General features: G+C 73.1%; 12 protein-coding genes, 2 tRNA genes and 1 pseudogene. 10 read left to right on the forward strand and 5 right to left on the reverse strand.

Going from position 1 to position 13,775, the window contains the following annotated elements:
* The first annotated feature begins 39 nt into the window (after positions 1 to 39).
* Genes HOP40_RS00240 through HOP40_RS00250 form a run of 3 tightly spaced genes read left to right on the forward strand, consistent with a single transcriptional unit; the run spans position 40 to position 3,088 of the window.
* Positions 40 to 528 carry a PH domain-containing protein gene (locus tag HOP40_RS00240; RefSeq protein ID WP_172153839.1) on the forward strand — a complete coding sequence of 163 codons (489 nt, stop codon included), beginning with the start codon at positions 40 to 42 and terminating at the stop codon, positions 526 to 528.
* Complete coding sequence (locus tag HOP40_RS00245) at positions 525 to 2,033, forward strand: PH domain-containing protein (RefSeq protein ID WP_172153840.1); 1,509 nt, start codon at positions 525 to 527, stop codon at positions 2,031 to 2,033. Before HOP40_RS00240 ends, HOP40_RS00245 begins: the two co-directional genes overlap by 4 nt.
* Positions 2,018 to 3,088, forward strand: a complete 1,071-nt coding sequence (locus HOP40_RS00250) for a glycosyltransferase (RefSeq protein WP_172153841.1) — start codon at positions 2,018 to 2,020, stop codon at positions 3,086 to 3,088. Before HOP40_RS00245 ends, HOP40_RS00250 begins: the two co-directional genes overlap by 16 nt.
* 6 nt (positions 3,089 to 3,094) lie before the next feature.
* Here the strand turns inward: HOP40_RS00250 and HOP40_RS00255 are convergent, their stop codons facing one another.
* The gene (locus HOP40_RS00255) at positions 3,095 to 4,642 is read right to left on the reverse strand and encodes a helicase HerA-like domain-containing protein (RefSeq protein ID WP_205347035.1); all 1,548 of its coding nucleotides are present in this window, start codon (positions 4,640 to 4,642) and stop codon (positions 3,095 to 3,097) included.
* A 105-nt stretch (positions 4,643 to 4,747) separates the two neighbouring features.
* On the opposite strand from HOP40_RS00255, the gene orn reads away from it, so the two are divergent.
* From orn to HOP40_RS00275, 4 genes are all read left to right on the forward strand, one after another.
* On the forward strand, positions 4,748 to 5,371 hold the full coding sequence (orn, locus tag HOP40_RS00260) for an oligoribonuclease (protein ID WP_172153843.1): 624 nt from the start codon (positions 4,748 to 4,750) through the stop codon (positions 5,369 to 5,371).
* A 36-nt stretch (positions 5,372 to 5,407) separates the two neighbouring features.
* Positions 5,408 to 5,483, forward strand: a tRNA-His gene (locus HOP40_RS00265).
* A gap of 79 nt (positions 5,484 to 5,562) precedes the next feature.
* Positions 5,563 to 5,635, forward strand: a tRNA-Lys gene (locus tag HOP40_RS00270).
* A gap of 100 nt (positions 5,636 to 5,735) precedes the next feature.
* On the forward strand, positions 5,736 to 6,845 hold the full coding sequence (locus HOP40_RS00275; RefSeq protein WP_172153844.1) for a tyrosine-type recombinase/integrase: 1,110 nt from the start codon (positions 5,736 to 5,738) through the stop codon (positions 6,843 to 6,845).
* A gap of 250 nt (positions 6,846 to 7,095) precedes the next feature.
* On the opposite strand, the gene HOP40_RS00280 is transcribed toward HOP40_RS00275, so the two are convergent.
* On the reverse strand, positions 7,096 to 8,343 hold the full coding sequence (locus HOP40_RS00280) for a cytochrome P450 (protein WP_172153845.1): 1,248 nt from the start codon (positions 8,341 to 8,343) through the stop codon (positions 7,096 to 7,098).
* A 162-nt stretch (positions 8,344 to 8,505) separates the two neighbouring features.
* On the opposite strand from HOP40_RS00280, the gene HOP40_RS36680 reads away from it, so the two are divergent.
* A complete protein-coding gene (locus HOP40_RS36680) occupies positions 8,506 to 8,634 on the forward strand; it encodes a DUF5710 domain-containing protein (protein WP_420821810.1) in 129 nt (42 codons plus the stop codon).
* 107 nt (positions 8,635 to 8,741) lie between these two features.
* Positions 8,742 to 9,383 (forward strand): annotated as a pseudogene (locus tag HOP40_RS35715) (AMP-binding enzyme); the annotation flags it as partial.
* 73 nt (positions 9,384 to 9,456) lie between these two features.
* Here the strand turns inward: HOP40_RS35715 and HOP40_RS00290 are convergent.
* The 3 genes from HOP40_RS00290 to HOP40_RS00300 form a co-directional block, all read right to left on the reverse strand.
* A complete protein-coding gene (locus tag HOP40_RS00290) occupies positions 9,457 to 10,710 on the reverse strand; it encodes an acyl-CoA dehydrogenase family protein (RefSeq protein ID WP_172153846.1) in 1,254 nt (417 codons plus the stop codon).
* Positions 10,707 to 11,612: a sulfurtransferase gene (locus tag HOP40_RS00295; protein ID WP_205347036.1), complete on the reverse strand. Its 906-nt coding sequence runs from the start codon at positions 11,610 to 11,612 to the stop codon at positions 10,707 to 10,709. The genes HOP40_RS00290 and HOP40_RS00295 overlap by 4 nt, the downstream gene beginning before the upstream one ends.
* A gap of 108 nt (positions 11,613 to 11,720) precedes the next feature.
* Positions 11,721 to 12,440, reverse strand: a complete 720-nt coding sequence (locus HOP40_RS00300; RefSeq protein ID WP_172153847.1) for a GntR family transcriptional regulator — start codon at positions 12,438 to 12,440, stop codon at positions 11,721 to 11,723.
* A 193-nt stretch (positions 12,441 to 12,633) separates the two neighbouring features.
* Here HOP40_RS00300 and HOP40_RS00305 point away from each other — a divergent pair, with 193 nt between their 5' ends.
* On the forward strand, positions 12,634 to 13,773 hold the full coding sequence (locus HOP40_RS00305; RefSeq protein ID WP_240157437.1) for an alcohol dehydrogenase catalytic domain-containing protein: 1,140 nt from the start codon (positions 12,634 to 12,636) through the stop codon (positions 13,771 to 13,773).
* Positions 13,774 to 13,775 lie beyond the last annotated feature (2 nt).

Below are 13,775 nucleotides of genomic sequence, written 5' to 3' on the forward strand. Positions count from 1 at the left end.
GGTCGGGCGCCGGGTGCCGATCATCGGCAGACTCGACCCATGACCGTCGACCCGCCGCTGCGACCGCCGGCGCACCAGGTGAACCCGCGGGCCGTCCGCTGGTGGCAGCTGCGGACCCTGCCGTGGCTCGTGGTGCTGGCCGCGCCGCAGGTCGTCCTCCTGGTGACGACGGGCGCCACCGCGTGGGGCGTCACGCTCGCGGTCACCGGCGTCCTCGTGCTCGCCTACCTGCTCGTCGTGCCGCGGCTGCTGTTCCGCATCCACCGCTGGGAGATCACCGACGAGGCCGTCTACACGCTGTCGGGATGGCTCGTGCGGGAGTGGCGGATCGCGCCGATCTCGCGGGTGCAGACGGTCGACACGCAGCACGGCCCGCTGCAGCAGCTGCTCAAGCTGGCGACGGTGACCGTGACGACGGCGTCGGCCCGCGGCGCGGTCAAGATCGCCGGCCTGGACGCCCGCGACGCCGCCGAGCTCGCCCGCACCCTCACCGAGACGACGCAGGCCACGCCGGGTGATGCGACGTGACGGACACCGGGAGCGCCGTCATCACCACCCCGTGGCGACGGTTGGACGCGCGGATGCTGGTCGTCGGACCGCTGGGCAGCCTCGGACGGCTGCTGCCGCTGGTCGTGATCCTGCTGGTCACCGGCGGCACCGGCGACCCGGTCCGGGTGTGGATCGCGCTGGGCGCCGCCGGTCTCGTCGTGCTGGCCGGGATCGTGCGCTGGCGCACCACCCGCTACCGGATCACCCCCGAGCGCGTGGAGCTGCACACCGGCTGGCTGCGCCGCCAGCGCCGCTCCGTGCCGCGCGACCGCATCCGCACCGTCGACCTCACCGCCCGGCTGCTGCACCGCGTGTTCGGGCTGTCGGTGGTGCAGGTCGGGGCGGCGTCGGGGTCGCCGCTGGAGGCGGCCGGGCTGAGCCTCGACGCCGTCAGCAAGGGCGAGGCCGACCTCCTGCGCCGCGAGCTGCTCGACCGCTCCGGCCCCGTCGCCCCGCAGGAGGCGGCCCCGCCGAGCGAGCTGCTCGCCCGGCTCGACTGGTCGTGGCTGCGCTTCGCCCCGCTGACGTTCTCCTCGGTCGCCGGCATCGGCGCGATCGGCGCCACCGTGTTCAACCTCGTCGACGACCTGGGCGTCGACCCCCGCGACATCGGCGCCGTCGACGACGCCGCCGACCGCTTCGCGAGCGCCCCGATCTGGGCGGGCGTGCTCGTCGTGGTGGCGGTGCTGCTGGTGCTGGCCGTGGTCGGCGCGCTGCTGCTCTACGCCGAGCGCTGGTACGACTACCGGCTCACCCGCGAGCCCGACGGCACCCTGCGCGTGAAGCGGGGGTTGCTCACGCGGCGGTCGCTGTCGGTGGCCGAGCAGCGGCTGCGCGGCGCGGAGGTCGTCGAGCCGATCCTGCTGCGGGCCGGGCGCGGTGCGCAGTGCCGGGCGCTGTCGACGGGGCTGTCCGGCGACGCCCAGGGCGGCGCGCTGCTGCCGCCCGCGCCGCGCGCCGAGGCGCACCGCGTCGCGGCCGCCGCCCTGCGCGAGCACCCCGCGGAGATCACCGGTGCGGTCCTGCGGCGTCATCCCCCGGCCGCGCGCACCCGCCGGCTCACCCGCACGCTGGTGCCCGCCGCGGTGGTGTGCGCGGGCCTGTTCGCGTTCGGTCCCGGCTGGGCCGGGCCGCTGTCGCTGCTGCTGCTCCCCGCGGCGCTGCTGCTGGGCCTCGACCGCTACCGCCAGCTCGGCCACGAGCTCACCGCCCGCCACCTCGTCACGCGGCAGGGGTCGCTGGTCCGCGGCACGGTCGCACTGCAGCGCGACGGCGTGATCGGCTGGACGGTGCGGCAGAGCCCGTTCCAGCGCCGGGCCGGCGTCGTCACCGTGGAGGCGGTGACGGCCGCGGGCCAGGGCGGCTACACCGTCCTCGACGTGGCCGCGGCCGACGGCGTCGCCCTCGCCGACGCGGCCGTGCCCCGGCTGCTCACCCCGTTCCTGCTCTCCCGCCCGGAGGACGCCCGATGGCCCGCATCCTGATCATCGGCGGCGGCCCGGCCGCGCTGGGCACCGGCGCCGAGCTGCTGCGCCGCGGCCACGACGTGCGCGTGCTCGACCACGCCGACCGCTACGCCGACGTGCACGGAGCCGGCCTCGGCTTCGCCGCGTACACCCACGCCGCGCAGCTGACCGGCACCGTGCCCGCGAACCGGTTCCTGGCCGCGCAGGTGGCGCTGGCGATGGACCCGGGGGCCGGTCTCGACGTCCGCGCCGAGCTCGTGCGCCGCCGGCCCGACGTCGTGCTCGTCGACGCCGGCCGCCTCACCGCCCTGCGCGAGGCCGAGCGCTCCGGCCTGCCGACCGCCGTGCTGATGCCCACGCTGCACCGCTACCTCGCCGGGCGCTGGGCCCGCGGTCCCGTCGGGCTCGCCACGCGGCTGCGGCGGCTGCGGCCCGCGACGCTGTGGGCGCGGGCCGCGCGGGTGCTCGTGGCCACCGATCCCGACCTCGACGGCCCGCTGCCCGACGGGGCGGTGCACACCGGCGCGGTCGTCGGGCGGCTGCGGCCCCCGGCGCGCGAGCCCGACCCGCTGGTCGCCGTCGCGCTCGGCGCGGGCGCCTACCCGGGCAAGGAGGAGCTGCTGCAACGGGTGCTCGACGGGCTGGGCGCGTGGGGCGGGCAGGCCGTCGTCGGCATCGGGGACGGGGTCGACGGGGAGGCGCTGCGGTCGCCGGACACCGTGACGCTGTACCGCCGCCTCGACCACGCCGACGTCCTCGCCCGCGCCCACCTGCTGGTCGGCCACGGCGGGCACGACACCACGCTGCGTGCGCTGGCCAACGACCTGCCGGTGCTCGTCCTGCCCGGGCACCCCGACCTCGTGCACCCGATGCTCGGGGCGGCCGTGGAGGCGGCGGCGGCCGGGCGGGCGCTGCGGCCGGACAGCGCGCCCGACGTGATCGCCGCGGCGATCACGTCCCTGCTCGGCGACGGTCCGCACCGGGCCGCGGCGGCCGCCGTCGGCGCGCGGATCCGGTCGCGCGACGGCGCCGGGGCCGTGGCCGACGAGGTCGAGGCGCTGGTGCCGGGCTGACCGCTCTCAGCGCCGGCGGCGCGTCCCGAACATCCCCCGGGTGATCTCCCGGCCCAGCGCGCTGGCCGCCGAGCGCAGGAACGAGCGGACGACGGGCGAGGCGAACGCCTTCTCGACGAACCCGGGCTCGGGGCGCTCCTCGCGGGCGCGCGGCGCGGGCGCGTCGTCGGCGGGGGCGGGCGGCGGCGGGGTCTCGGCGATCCGGGCCGTCAGCTTCTCGTAGGCCGACTCGCGGTCGACCGTCGTGCCGTACTTGCCGAACAGCGGCGAGCCCTTCGCGGCCACCGTGACCGCGTCCTCGCCGATCGCCGCCATGAGCGAGCGGGGCGCGCGCATCCGCGACCAGGCGACGGGCGTCGGGGCGCCGCGCTCCGACAGCACGGTGACGATGGCCTCGCCGGTGCCCAGCGACGTGAGCGCCTTCTCCATGTCGTAGTGCTCGGTCTTGGGGTAGGTGCGCACCGTCTTGCTCAGTGCCGTCTGGTCCTCCGGCGTGAAGGCGCGCAGGGCGTGCTGGATGCGCGCGCCGAGCTGGCTCAGCACGGCGTTGGGCACGTCGGTGGGCAGCTGCGTGCAGAAGAACACGCCGACGCCCTTGGACCGGATGAGCTTCACGGTCTGCTCGATGCGCTCCAGGAACGCCTTGGACGCGTCGTTGAACAGCAGGTGCGCCTCGTCGAAGAAGAAGACGAGCTTGGGCTTGTCGAGGTCGCCGGCCTCGGGCAGCTCCTCGTAGAGCTCGGCGAGCAGCCACATGAGGAACGTGGAGAACAGGCGCGGGTTGGCGGCCTGGTCGGCCAGCTCCAGGAGCGTGACGACGCCGCGAGGACCGTCGGGGCCGTCGACCAGGCGCAGCAGGTCGGACGGCTCGAACTCCGGCTCGCCGAAGAAGTCCTCCCCGCCCTGGGCCTCGAGGTTGACCAGCGCCCGCAGGATCACCCCCGCCGTGGCCGGGGAGACGCCGCCGATGCCCTTGAGGTCGGCCTTGCCCTCGTCGGAGGTGAGGTGCTGGATGACCGCGCGGAGGTCCTTCGTGTCGAGCAGCGGCAGGCCCCGCTTGTCGGCCCAGTGGAAGATCAGCCCGAGCGTCGACTCCTGCGTGTCGTTGAGGTCGAGCACCTTGCTCAGCAGGATCGGCCCGAACTGCGTGATCGTGGCCCGGATCGGCACCGCGGAGCTCGACCCGCCCAGGCTCAGGAACTCGACGGGGTACGCGGTGGGCGTCCAGTCGTCTCCGGTGTCGTGCGCCCGCGAGTCGATCTTCGGCCCGGGCTCGCCGGGCCTGGACATGCCCGACAGGTCGCCCTTGACGTCGGCCAGCAGCACCGGCACGCCCGCGTTCGACAGCTGCTCGGCCAGCCCCTGCAGCGTCTTCGTCTTGCCGGTGCCGGTGGCGCCCGCGACGAGACCGTGCCGGTTGAGCGTGGCGAAGGGGATGCGCACGCGCGCCGTCGGGTCGACGACACCGTCGACGACGACCGCCCCCAGCTCCAGCGCCGACCCCTCGGTGGCGTACCCGGACGCGATCTCCTGTGCTGCGGTGTCATTCCCCACGCGGCGAACCCTAGCGGGGCCCTCCGACAGCGGCGCCCGGGTGACGCCCGGCGACGCGCCGCACGGCGTCCTGCCCGGTCGCCGCACGTCACCTAGGGTGGCGGGGTGAACGATCGTCTGGTGTGGATCGACTGCGAGATGACCGGGCTCGACCTGCAGCGCGACGCGCTGATCGAGATCGCCTGCCTGGTCACCGATGGTGAGCTGAACGTGCTCGGCGACGGCGTCGACGTCGTCATCCACGCCGACGAGTCGGCGCTCGCCGGGATGCCCGACGTCGTCCGCGAGATGCACGCCCGCTCCGGCCTGACCGAGGAGGTGCGGCGCTCGACCGTGACGCTGCGCGAGGCCGAGGAGCAGGTGCTGGCCTACGTCCGCGAGCACGTGCCCGACGTTCGCACCGCCCCGCTGGCCGGCAACTCCATCGGCACCGACCGCGGCTTCCTCGCCCGCGACATGCCCGAGCTCGACGCCCACCTGCACTACCGCCTCGTCGACGTCAGCTCGCTCAAGGAGCTGTGCCGACGCTGGTTCCCGCGGGTGTTCTACGCGAAGCCGGAGAAGGGCCTCGCGCACCGGGCGCTGGCCGACATCGAGGAGTCGATCCGCGAGCTCGCCTACTACCGCGGCACCCTCTTCGTCCCCCAGCCCGGCCCGACCACCGAGGAGGCCCAGGCCGTCGCGGCCGCCCTCGCCCCCCGTGGTCCGGCGCCCGCGACGCCGCGGTAGGGTGGACGAGTTGCCGGCCGCGGTCGGGAACGCATGGTGGGTGTAGCTCAGCTGGTAGAGCACCTGGTTGTGGTCCAGGGGGCCGCGGGTTCAAGTCCCGTCACTCACCCCATGCCGCGGGACCCCGCCGCACGGACACCGGATCGGCCTTGTTAAGGTTCTCCGGCGCCGGGCGGTAGGGCGCGAGGCAGGCGCCGTTAGCTCAATTGGCAGAGCAGCTGGCTCTTAACCAGCGGGTTCGGGGTTCAAGTCCCTGACGGCGCACCGAAAGTAGCAGGTCAGAGCTCTGTCGCTCTGGCCTGCTACTCGTTTCAGGAGATCCACTCGTCGTTTACTCGACGCAAACCCTCCTGGAGCGTCCGCCATGGCTCGTCCTCCCCTCGCCCTCGGGCACCACGGCACGATCACCACCAAGCGCGAGGACGGCCGCTGGGTCGCCCGCTGCCGGGTTCGCGATCTCGATGGCGTCACCCGCCGCGTGGCCCGCTGGGGTACCTCCAAGGCCGCCGCGCAGCGCGCCCTGCAGGACGACCTTCGCCGGCGACACGGCGAGCGGGTCGAGGCTCTGCGGATGAACTCCCGGTTCCGCGACGCGGCCGAGATCTGGCTGAAGAAGATCGCCGAAAAGCGTGCTGACTCGACCCTCGACATCTACACCCATTGGCTCAACAAGCTGGTCCTCCCCCAGCTCGGCGAACTGCGCCTGGCCGAGTGCGACGTGGCCAACATCGACGCCTTCTTCTCCCGGCTCGAACGAGCTCGGCGCACCGTCACCCACGAGGACGGGACGACCAGCGAGAGGCCGCACTATTCGGCCAACAGCCGGCGCACGGTGCGCAGCATCGTCTCCGGGATCCTGCAGCAGGCAGTGCTGCACCAGGCCATCGCCGCCAACCCCGTCCGCGAGCTCGAGCGCATCGAGTCGCCGAAGGGGCACACCCCGATCCAGCCCCGCGGCCTGACACCCGAGGAACGGCGCCGGCTCTTCGCCTACGTCGACACCGACCCGGTTTCGGTCGCCGCCGACCTCCCCGACCTCATCCGCTTCGCCATCGGCACCGGCCTGCGCATCGGCGAGCTGTGCGCCGTCCGTTGGCGGGACGTGAACCTGGAGGGCATCGCCGTCGTCAACGAGGACGACATGCGCCTCCTCCCGGTCGTGGCCGTGCGCCAGAACGTCTACCCGGTGAAGGGCAAGGGCCTCTCCGTCCACGGCGGCAAGACCTCGATGGCACTGCGCATCGTGCCGCTTCCCGAGTTCGTGGCCGACCGCCTCCGGCTGCGCCGGCACGGCGACGAGCCGCCGCACACTTGGCGCCGCACCTACGCCACGATCCTCGACGACGAGATGACCCTGACCGATCGAGCCAAAGCCGACCTCATGGGCCAGGCCAAGTTCTTGAAGGACGCCTACGTCAGCCGTGGGGAGCTACACCCCGACGCCGCCGTGCTACTCGACGCGGCGCCGCGATGAGCAGCCAGGCTCCAGAGTGCTCCGTTTGCTCCGCCTACTCATGTGGATCGGTCTTCCTGACCGAAGGCCGACATGGCTGCGGCGGCTGTCAGCAGATGGTGGCCGTTCGGCGGCTTCCGCGGAAACGGGGACGGGAGTGGCGATCCGTCCTACCCATCCGGCCGGCCGAGGTGGGAACGCGGTCACGAACGGTTGCACGGCATGGCGTTCCGAGTCGGTCGCAGGCATGGCGTTCGAGTTCTGGGCGCCCTCACCACACGACGTCGAGCCGTTTCGGGCCGCAGAACATGGGGCTGTCGACCTCCTCGTGGCGCGCGCCGGGCGCTAGTCGAAGGGTCGGAAGGCGGTCCAGCAGCGTCGCCAGGACAACCGAGATCTCCGTGCGGGAGAGCTCGGCCCCCAGACAGAGGTGGATGCCGTGGCCGAAGGAGAGGTGCCGGCGTGCGGTCGGGCGGTGCAGGTCGAACTCGGCGGCAGTGTCGCCGAAGACGGCCTCGTCGAAGTTCGCGGACTCGAGCCCGACGATCACCCGATCGCCCTCCGCCAACGATTCGTCGCCGAGGTCGGTCGGCCCGGTGACCGTGCGCAGCACCCAGCGGATCGCAGACCCGTGGCGTAGCCCTTCCTCCCGGGCATTGTCGAGCAGCGAGGGGTCTGCAAGCAGCGCCTCCCAACGGCCGCGGTCAGCGAGCAGTTGGTGGACTGTGGACCCGATCGTGTAGGCGGTGCTCTCCAGGCCCGCGACGAAGAGCTGCCAGGCGTGGAAGGCGACCTCCTGCTCGGTGAACCGCCTGCCGTCGACTTCGCTGAGTGCGAGTGTGGTGACGAGATCGTCGGGAGGATCCGTGGCGGCGCGCCGCTGTCGGGCCGCCGCGGCGAAGTAGGTCTCCACTCGGTGCCAAGCCTCGGTGTCAGTGAAGGCAGCGGGCAGTATCGCGGTGATCGCGAGGGAGTCACGACTCAGCGCGTCAGCGTCTTCCTGAGGGACGCCGACCAGCCGCGCGATCACGCTCGCGGTCAGTGGCAGCGCAACCTCGCCCACCAGATCGACGGGGCCCCCAGCGGGTAGCCCGTCGATCAGGGCCTCTGTGTACTCCCGGATCCAAGGGTCGGCCTGAACGATCGACGCCCGGGCGAAGCCGGGCCGCAGCAGGGCGCGCAGGGAGGTGTGCTCGGGCGGGTCGCTCTGAGTGATGAGGTCGGGTGGGGCAGGACCATCGCCCGCGTCGAGCACGAAGTTGCCCGCGTTGCTGAGAGCGGCGTGTGAGAGCAGCGCTTGCCGGGCGAGGTCATGGTGAGCGATGAACTCGAGCCCCGGTGCGACGCCGGTGAACGGGCATCCGCTGTCGCGTACCCGGGCGAGTTCGCGCCGGACCGTGTGGGACGGACCCGTAGCAAACGGATCGAACGACCCCCCGGCCTCGTTGTGGACCTTCTCACGACTGACCACCACATGCTCCCTTGCGCAGCTGATCGTGCACTGATCGAGCGCCTGCATCTCGCGAACTGACTCAACCGAAGACTATTCGACGATTGAGTCAACAGTCAATGCCATCGATCCGATGGCTAGTTCAGGGGCCGCCCAGCGGGCACCTCGTGGGCCCCGTTCACGCGCCCGCCACAGCGGCTACATCGAACGATCGGGGGTCATTCACGGTCGATCAGGACGTCGTTCTACCTCGATGCTCCGTTCGCCGAGAAGGACGAGGCGAAGGCTCTCGGTGCTCGCGCCACCGCCTCACCCCGCTCACTGGTGATACCGACGCCACGATCGGCCTGCGGATGCTGATCCGCGTCCGCCACTACCTGGTCAGCCCGGGTCGCCGCGCACCACCAACTCCGCGCGCACCTGCAGCTCGCCCACCCCGGCGTGGTCGGTGTTCACCAGCTCGACGGCCGTACTCGGTCAACCAGGACCAGCCCGCCTGGCAGGAGCTCGACCCCGAACAGCGCGCGCTGCTGCAGAGCCGCCAGGGGGTCGGCATGCTCTGCTCCGACCGCCTCCGTGTGGTGGACGCCGACATGGTCGACGTCCCCGCCGACGCCCGGACGATGGGCGAGGTGGTGATGCGCGGCAACAACGTCATGCTCGGCTACCTGGACGACCCGGCCGCGACGGAGAAGGCCTTCGCCGGTGGCTGGTACCACTCGGGGGATCTCGGCGTCATGCACGCGGACGGCTACGTGGAACTGCGCGACCGGGCGAAGGACGTCGTCGTCTCCGGAGGGGAGAACATCTCGACGATCGAGGTCGAGCACGCGATCGCGTCCCATCCCGCCGTACTGGAGGCCGCCGTCATCGGCGTGCCGGACGACCGGTGGGGCGAACGACCGAAGGCGTTCGTCGTCCTCGAGGAGGGGCAGCAGGTCGACGGGCAGGAGTTGATCGACCACGTCCGGAGCCGGATAGCCCGGTACAAGGCCCCCCGCGAGGTCGAGATCGTGACCAGCCTCCCCAAGACGTCGACCGGCAAGGTGCAGAAGTTCGAACTGCGCGAGAAGGAGTGGGCCGGCCGCGGCTCGCGCGTCCAGGGCTGAGCGGCCACCCCGCGTCGACACGGAGCCCGGGAGCCGCCGCCGTGCCCGCGATCGTCGCGGGCACGGCGGTTCCTCATCCGGTGATGTCGCGGCCGAAGATCTGCCGGGCGATGACCCACTTCTGCACCTCGTTGGCGCCCTCGTAGATCTCCCCGATCTTGGAGTCGCGGTAGATCGCCTCCACCGGACCCGGCTCGTCGTCCGCGCCCCGCTGAGAGGTGAACCCGAACCCGCCGAACGCCTGCACCGCGTCCCGCGCCATGTCCCCGGCCAGGCGGGTGCCGTAGTGCTTGGCCATCGCCGCCTCCGGCTCCGGGAACGGGATCCCCGAATCCAGCCGCAGCGCCGCCTTGAGGTAGAGGTCGCGGGCGACCTCGATCTCGGTGGCCCGCTCGGCCATCAGGAACTGCCAGTGCTGCATCCCCGCCAGCGGCCCCCCGAACGCGTGCCGGGTCTTCAGGTGCTGGGCGGTGTGGTCGAACGCCGCCTGCGCCATCCCCACCCCGGCCGCGGCGATCCCGATCCGGCCGTAGGTCAGGGTCTGCAGCGCGATCTTCAGGCCACCGCCCTCGGTGCCCAGCAGCGCCTCCGGGCCGACGCGGACCCGGTCGAGGACGACGTCGGCGGTGATCTGGCCCCGGTTGCCCATCTTCCGGTCCGCCGTGCCGATCGTCAGACCCGGCGTGTTCGTGGGCACGATGAACGTCGACAGCCTGCTGCCGGTGCCGGCCAGGACGACGACGAACCCGGCCGCGACCGAGTTGGTGATCCACCGCTTGCGGCCCTCGATCACCCAGCCGTCGCCGTCGCGCTCGGCGCGGGTGGCCACCGCGTCCGGGGACAGGTCCGACGACGCACCGGGCTCCGAGGTCGCGAACGCCCCCACCGTCTCGCCCTTGATCAACGCCTTGAGCCAGCGCTCGCGCTGCTCCGGGGATCCCTGGTTGACCGCGTTCCCGGCCAGGATGCAGTGCACGTCGAAGATCGCCGCCACGCTGTTGGAGTAGTACGCCAGTTCCTCCACCGCCACCGCCGTCGCCGTGGCGCGGTGGGTCAGGCCGTCGCCGTCGACGTCGGCCTCGAACGGGATCCGGTACAGGCCTTCCGCACCCAGGGCGTCGAACACGTCCCGGGGGAAGCCGTCGGTGCGCTCGTCCTGGTTGGCGATCCGCGCCGCCACCGGCGCCACCACCCGGGACGCGATCCCCCGCACCCGCGCCCGCAGCTCGACGATCTCCGCCGGGGCGAGCATGTCGTGGTAGAGCCGGTCGGCGATCCGCGGCGGACCCGCGATCACCTCGGTCGGTCGTTCCTCGGTGGCTGTCATCGTCGTCCCGTCTCCTCGGTGGACCCGCTCACCATCGGCAGGGCGGGGTCGTTCGACCACTCGTTCAGCGAACCGTCGTAGACCGCCACCCGGGGAACCCCGAGCAGCGTGAGCGCGAGCGCGGCGGAGGACGCGGCGACCCCGCCGCCGCAGTAGGTGATCACGCGCTCGGCGGTGTCGGGCGACGCGGCGTCGAAGCGCTCGCGCAGCTCCGGGATCGGCAGGTAGCGGTGCGTCTCGCGATCGACGAGGTGGATCGAGGACACGTTCCGGGCGCCGGGGATGTGCCCGGGGCGCGCGTAGTCCAGGCGGTCGCCGCGGAAGACCGCGGGGTGGAGGGCGTCGATCAGGCAGGTGGTGTCGTCGTCCAGCTGGGCGAGCACGTCGTCCTTCGTGGCGAAGAGGTCGGGCCGGGGCGAGACCGTCAGGGTGCCGGTCGCGCGGGGCGCCTGCTCCCCGGTCTCGACCGGCCGCTGCTCCCGGGTCCACGTCCGCCACCCGCCGTCGAGCACCGCGGCGTCGACGCCGGCCGCGCGCAGCATCCACCAGACGCGAGCGGCCCACATGCTGAAGTTGTTGTCGTACAGCACGATCTGCTGCCCGTCCCGGACGCCGACGGCCTGCATCGCGTCCCGGAACCGCTCGACCGGGGGCATCATCAGAGGGATGCCGGCCGTCGGGTCCGACAGGTCACCGACGAGGTCGACGTGCTGGGAGCCGGGGATGTGGCCCTCGACCCAGGACGAGCGGCCGTTGCCGTACGCGGGCCTGTCGTCGTAGGACTGGTGCGTGATCGAGCAGTCGAGCACGCAGAGGTCCGCGTCGCCCAGGCGGGCTTCGAGCCGGGCGGCGTCGACGAGCGGGTGCATCTGGTCCTCCGGGGGAACGCGAGCAGCGGGCACCGCCGCATCCTGCCCCGTGAGGGCCTCGCGCGCCAACACGTCATCACATGTCGACATGACGATCAGCGCCGACCTCCGGGCGATCTCTGCGACGAGCGGTGACCGGCGTCAGCCCTCGGCCATCAGCAGCTTGAGTGCGGCGCGGGTGGCCGTGGCGTCCTCGCACGGCGCGATGTCGGCCAGCGCCGTGAACGCGGTGCGGGCCAGGTGCTGGGCGATGGTGCGCACCGCGAGGTCGTGGTCGGCGGTGCGGTACGCGTCCACCAGCGTCCCGTGGTCGGCGTCCCAGCGCGACGAGGCCACGGGGGTGCCGAACTGCGCCAGCCGCAGGAAGCGGTCGGCGCGCTCCCCGAGGGTGCAGAGCGCGTCCGCCAGCATCGGCGCGCCCTCGGTCGTGAGCCGGTGGAACTCGCGGTGGGTCTCCCGCCAGCTCTCGACGTCGCCCGCTCCGGCCTGCGCGCGCATCAGCGCCAGCGACTCCTCCAGCCGTGCCACCAGTTCGGGGCGCGCGGAGCGGACCGTGATGCTCACCGCCACCGACTCGAGCAGGACCCGCTCGGCGTAGACCGCGTCGAGCTCGGCGGGGTCGACCGCCCGCACCACCGCGCGCTGGTCGGGCTCGCTGTCGATGAGCCCCTCCTCCTGGAGGAGCCGGAACGCCTCGCGCATGGGGGTGCGGCTGACGTTGAGCCGGCGCGCCAGCGCGGCCTGCAGGATCGGCTCCCCCGGCGGGAGCTCACCGCTGAGGATCATGGCCCGCACGGCGGCGTGGACGTCCAGGGCCAGCCGCCGACCGGGTCTGGGCTCGACCACGGGATCTGCGCTCATGGCGCCAGTGTATGCAGACCGATGCGCTCCGCGACATCCGGAGCAGCGACCCGATCGACCACCTCCCCCTTCCCCTCTGCGCACAAAGTGCGTACAGTTTGCCGCACGACAGGTGGCGAGCATGTCAGCCATCCGGCCCTGACCAGCATCGACCGGCGACGACTCCGCGTCGCCCGGGACGAGGAGGACACAGATGTCCCAGTCGCTCGTGGCCACCGCCACCTCGTGGCCAGGTGTGGACCCGGCCGGGATCACCCTGCCGTCGCGGATGCGGGCCGTCGCCTTCGACGCCTTCGGCCCTCCCGAGGTCCTCACGGTCCGCGAAGTGGATGCACCCGTTCTCGGACCGGGCGAGGTGGCCGTGCGGGTGGCCGCGGTCAGCGTGGGGCGTCTCCTGGACGTCAGCGCGCGGGCCGGCACCCACCCCTACGCCCGGATCGCACTGCCCCACGTGCCCGGGGCCGAGCACGCGGGCACCGTCGCCGCGGTCGGTGCCGGGGTCGGGTCGGTCCGGCCCGGCGACCACGTGGCCGTCTTCCCGCTCCTGGGCTGCGGCGACTGCGCCGCGTGCGCCGACGGCGCCACCGAGGCGTGTCCGACCGCCCGGATCACCGGCCTGCACACCCGGGGCGCCTACGCGGAGTACACCGTGGTCCCCGAGGCCAACGTCACTGTCGTCCCGCCCGGTGTCGGGCCCGCGGAGGCCGCGGCGCTGGCGCTGTCCGGTGCGGTCGCCCAGAACCAGTTCGACGCGGCCGGCCTGCGGGCCGGCGAGTGGGTGCTCGTGCTCGGGGCCTCCTCCGCGCTGGGCTCGCTGACCACCGCGCTCGCCGTGCACCGCGGCGCGCGGGTGATCGCGGCCTCCCGCTCGGCCGCCAAGCGCGAGCGGCTGCTGGCCCTGCGCCCCGAGGCCGTCGTCGACCCCGTGGAGCCCGGCGTCGCCGACCGGATCCGCGAGCTGACCGGGGGCGCGGGCGTCGGCCTCGTGGTCGACGACCTGGGCGACCCGGACCTGTTCCACACGGCCGTGGACGTCCTCGCGATCCGCGGCCGCCTGGTCACCTCCGGCGCCTTCCTCGGCGGGAAGGTCGAGCTGGACCTGCTCACGCTCTACTCCCGCTCGCAGCGCCTCATCGGCGTGCGCAGCGGCAACCCCGGCAGCGCCCGGAAGGTCTGGGCCGCCGTGGCCGAGGGGCTCCGGCCCGTCATCGACCGCACCTTCCCCGTCGCGCGGGCCGCCGAGGCGCACCGCCACCTCGAGGACTCCGCCAACACCGGCCGGGTCGTGCTCACCACGACCGACGACGACTGGGCCCCGGCCCCGAACGCCTGAAG

Source organism: Pseudonocardia broussonetiae (assembly GCF_013155125.1).
GTDB lineage: Bacteria > Actinomycetota > Actinomycetes > Mycobacteriales > Pseudonocardiaceae > Pseudonocardia > Pseudonocardia broussonetiae.

Excerpts from the sequence above, each read along its gene's own strand:
- HOP40_RS00240 (WP_172153839.1), top strand. The coding sequence starts at position 40 with ATGACCGTCGACCCGCCGCTGCGACCGCCGGCGCACCAGGTGAACCCG.
- HOP40_RS00250 (WP_172153841.1), top strand. The coding sequence starts at position 2,018 with ATGGCCCGCATCCTGATCATCGGCGGCGGCCCGGCCGCGCTGGGCACC.
- HOP40_RS00275 (WP_172153844.1), top strand. The coding sequence starts at position 5,736 with ATGGCTCGTCCTCCCCTCGCCCTCGGGCACCACGGCACGATCACCACC.
- HOP40_RS00280 (WP_172153845.1), bottom strand. The coding sequence starts at position 8,343 with ATGCAGGCGCTCGATCAGTGCACGATCAGCTGCGCAAGGGAGCATGTG.
- HOP40_RS00290 (WP_172153846.1), bottom strand. The coding sequence starts at position 10,710 with ATGACAGCCACCGAGGAACGACCGACCGAGGTGATCGCGGGTCCGCCG.
- HOP40_RS00300 (WP_172153847.1), bottom strand. The coding sequence starts at position 12,440 with ATGAGCGCAGATCCCGTGGTCGAGCCCAGACCCGGTCGGCGGCTGGCC.
- HOP40_RS00305 (WP_240157437.1), top strand. The coding sequence starts at position 12,634 with ATGTCCCAGTCGCTCGTGGCCACCGCCACCTCGTGGCCAGGTGTGGAC.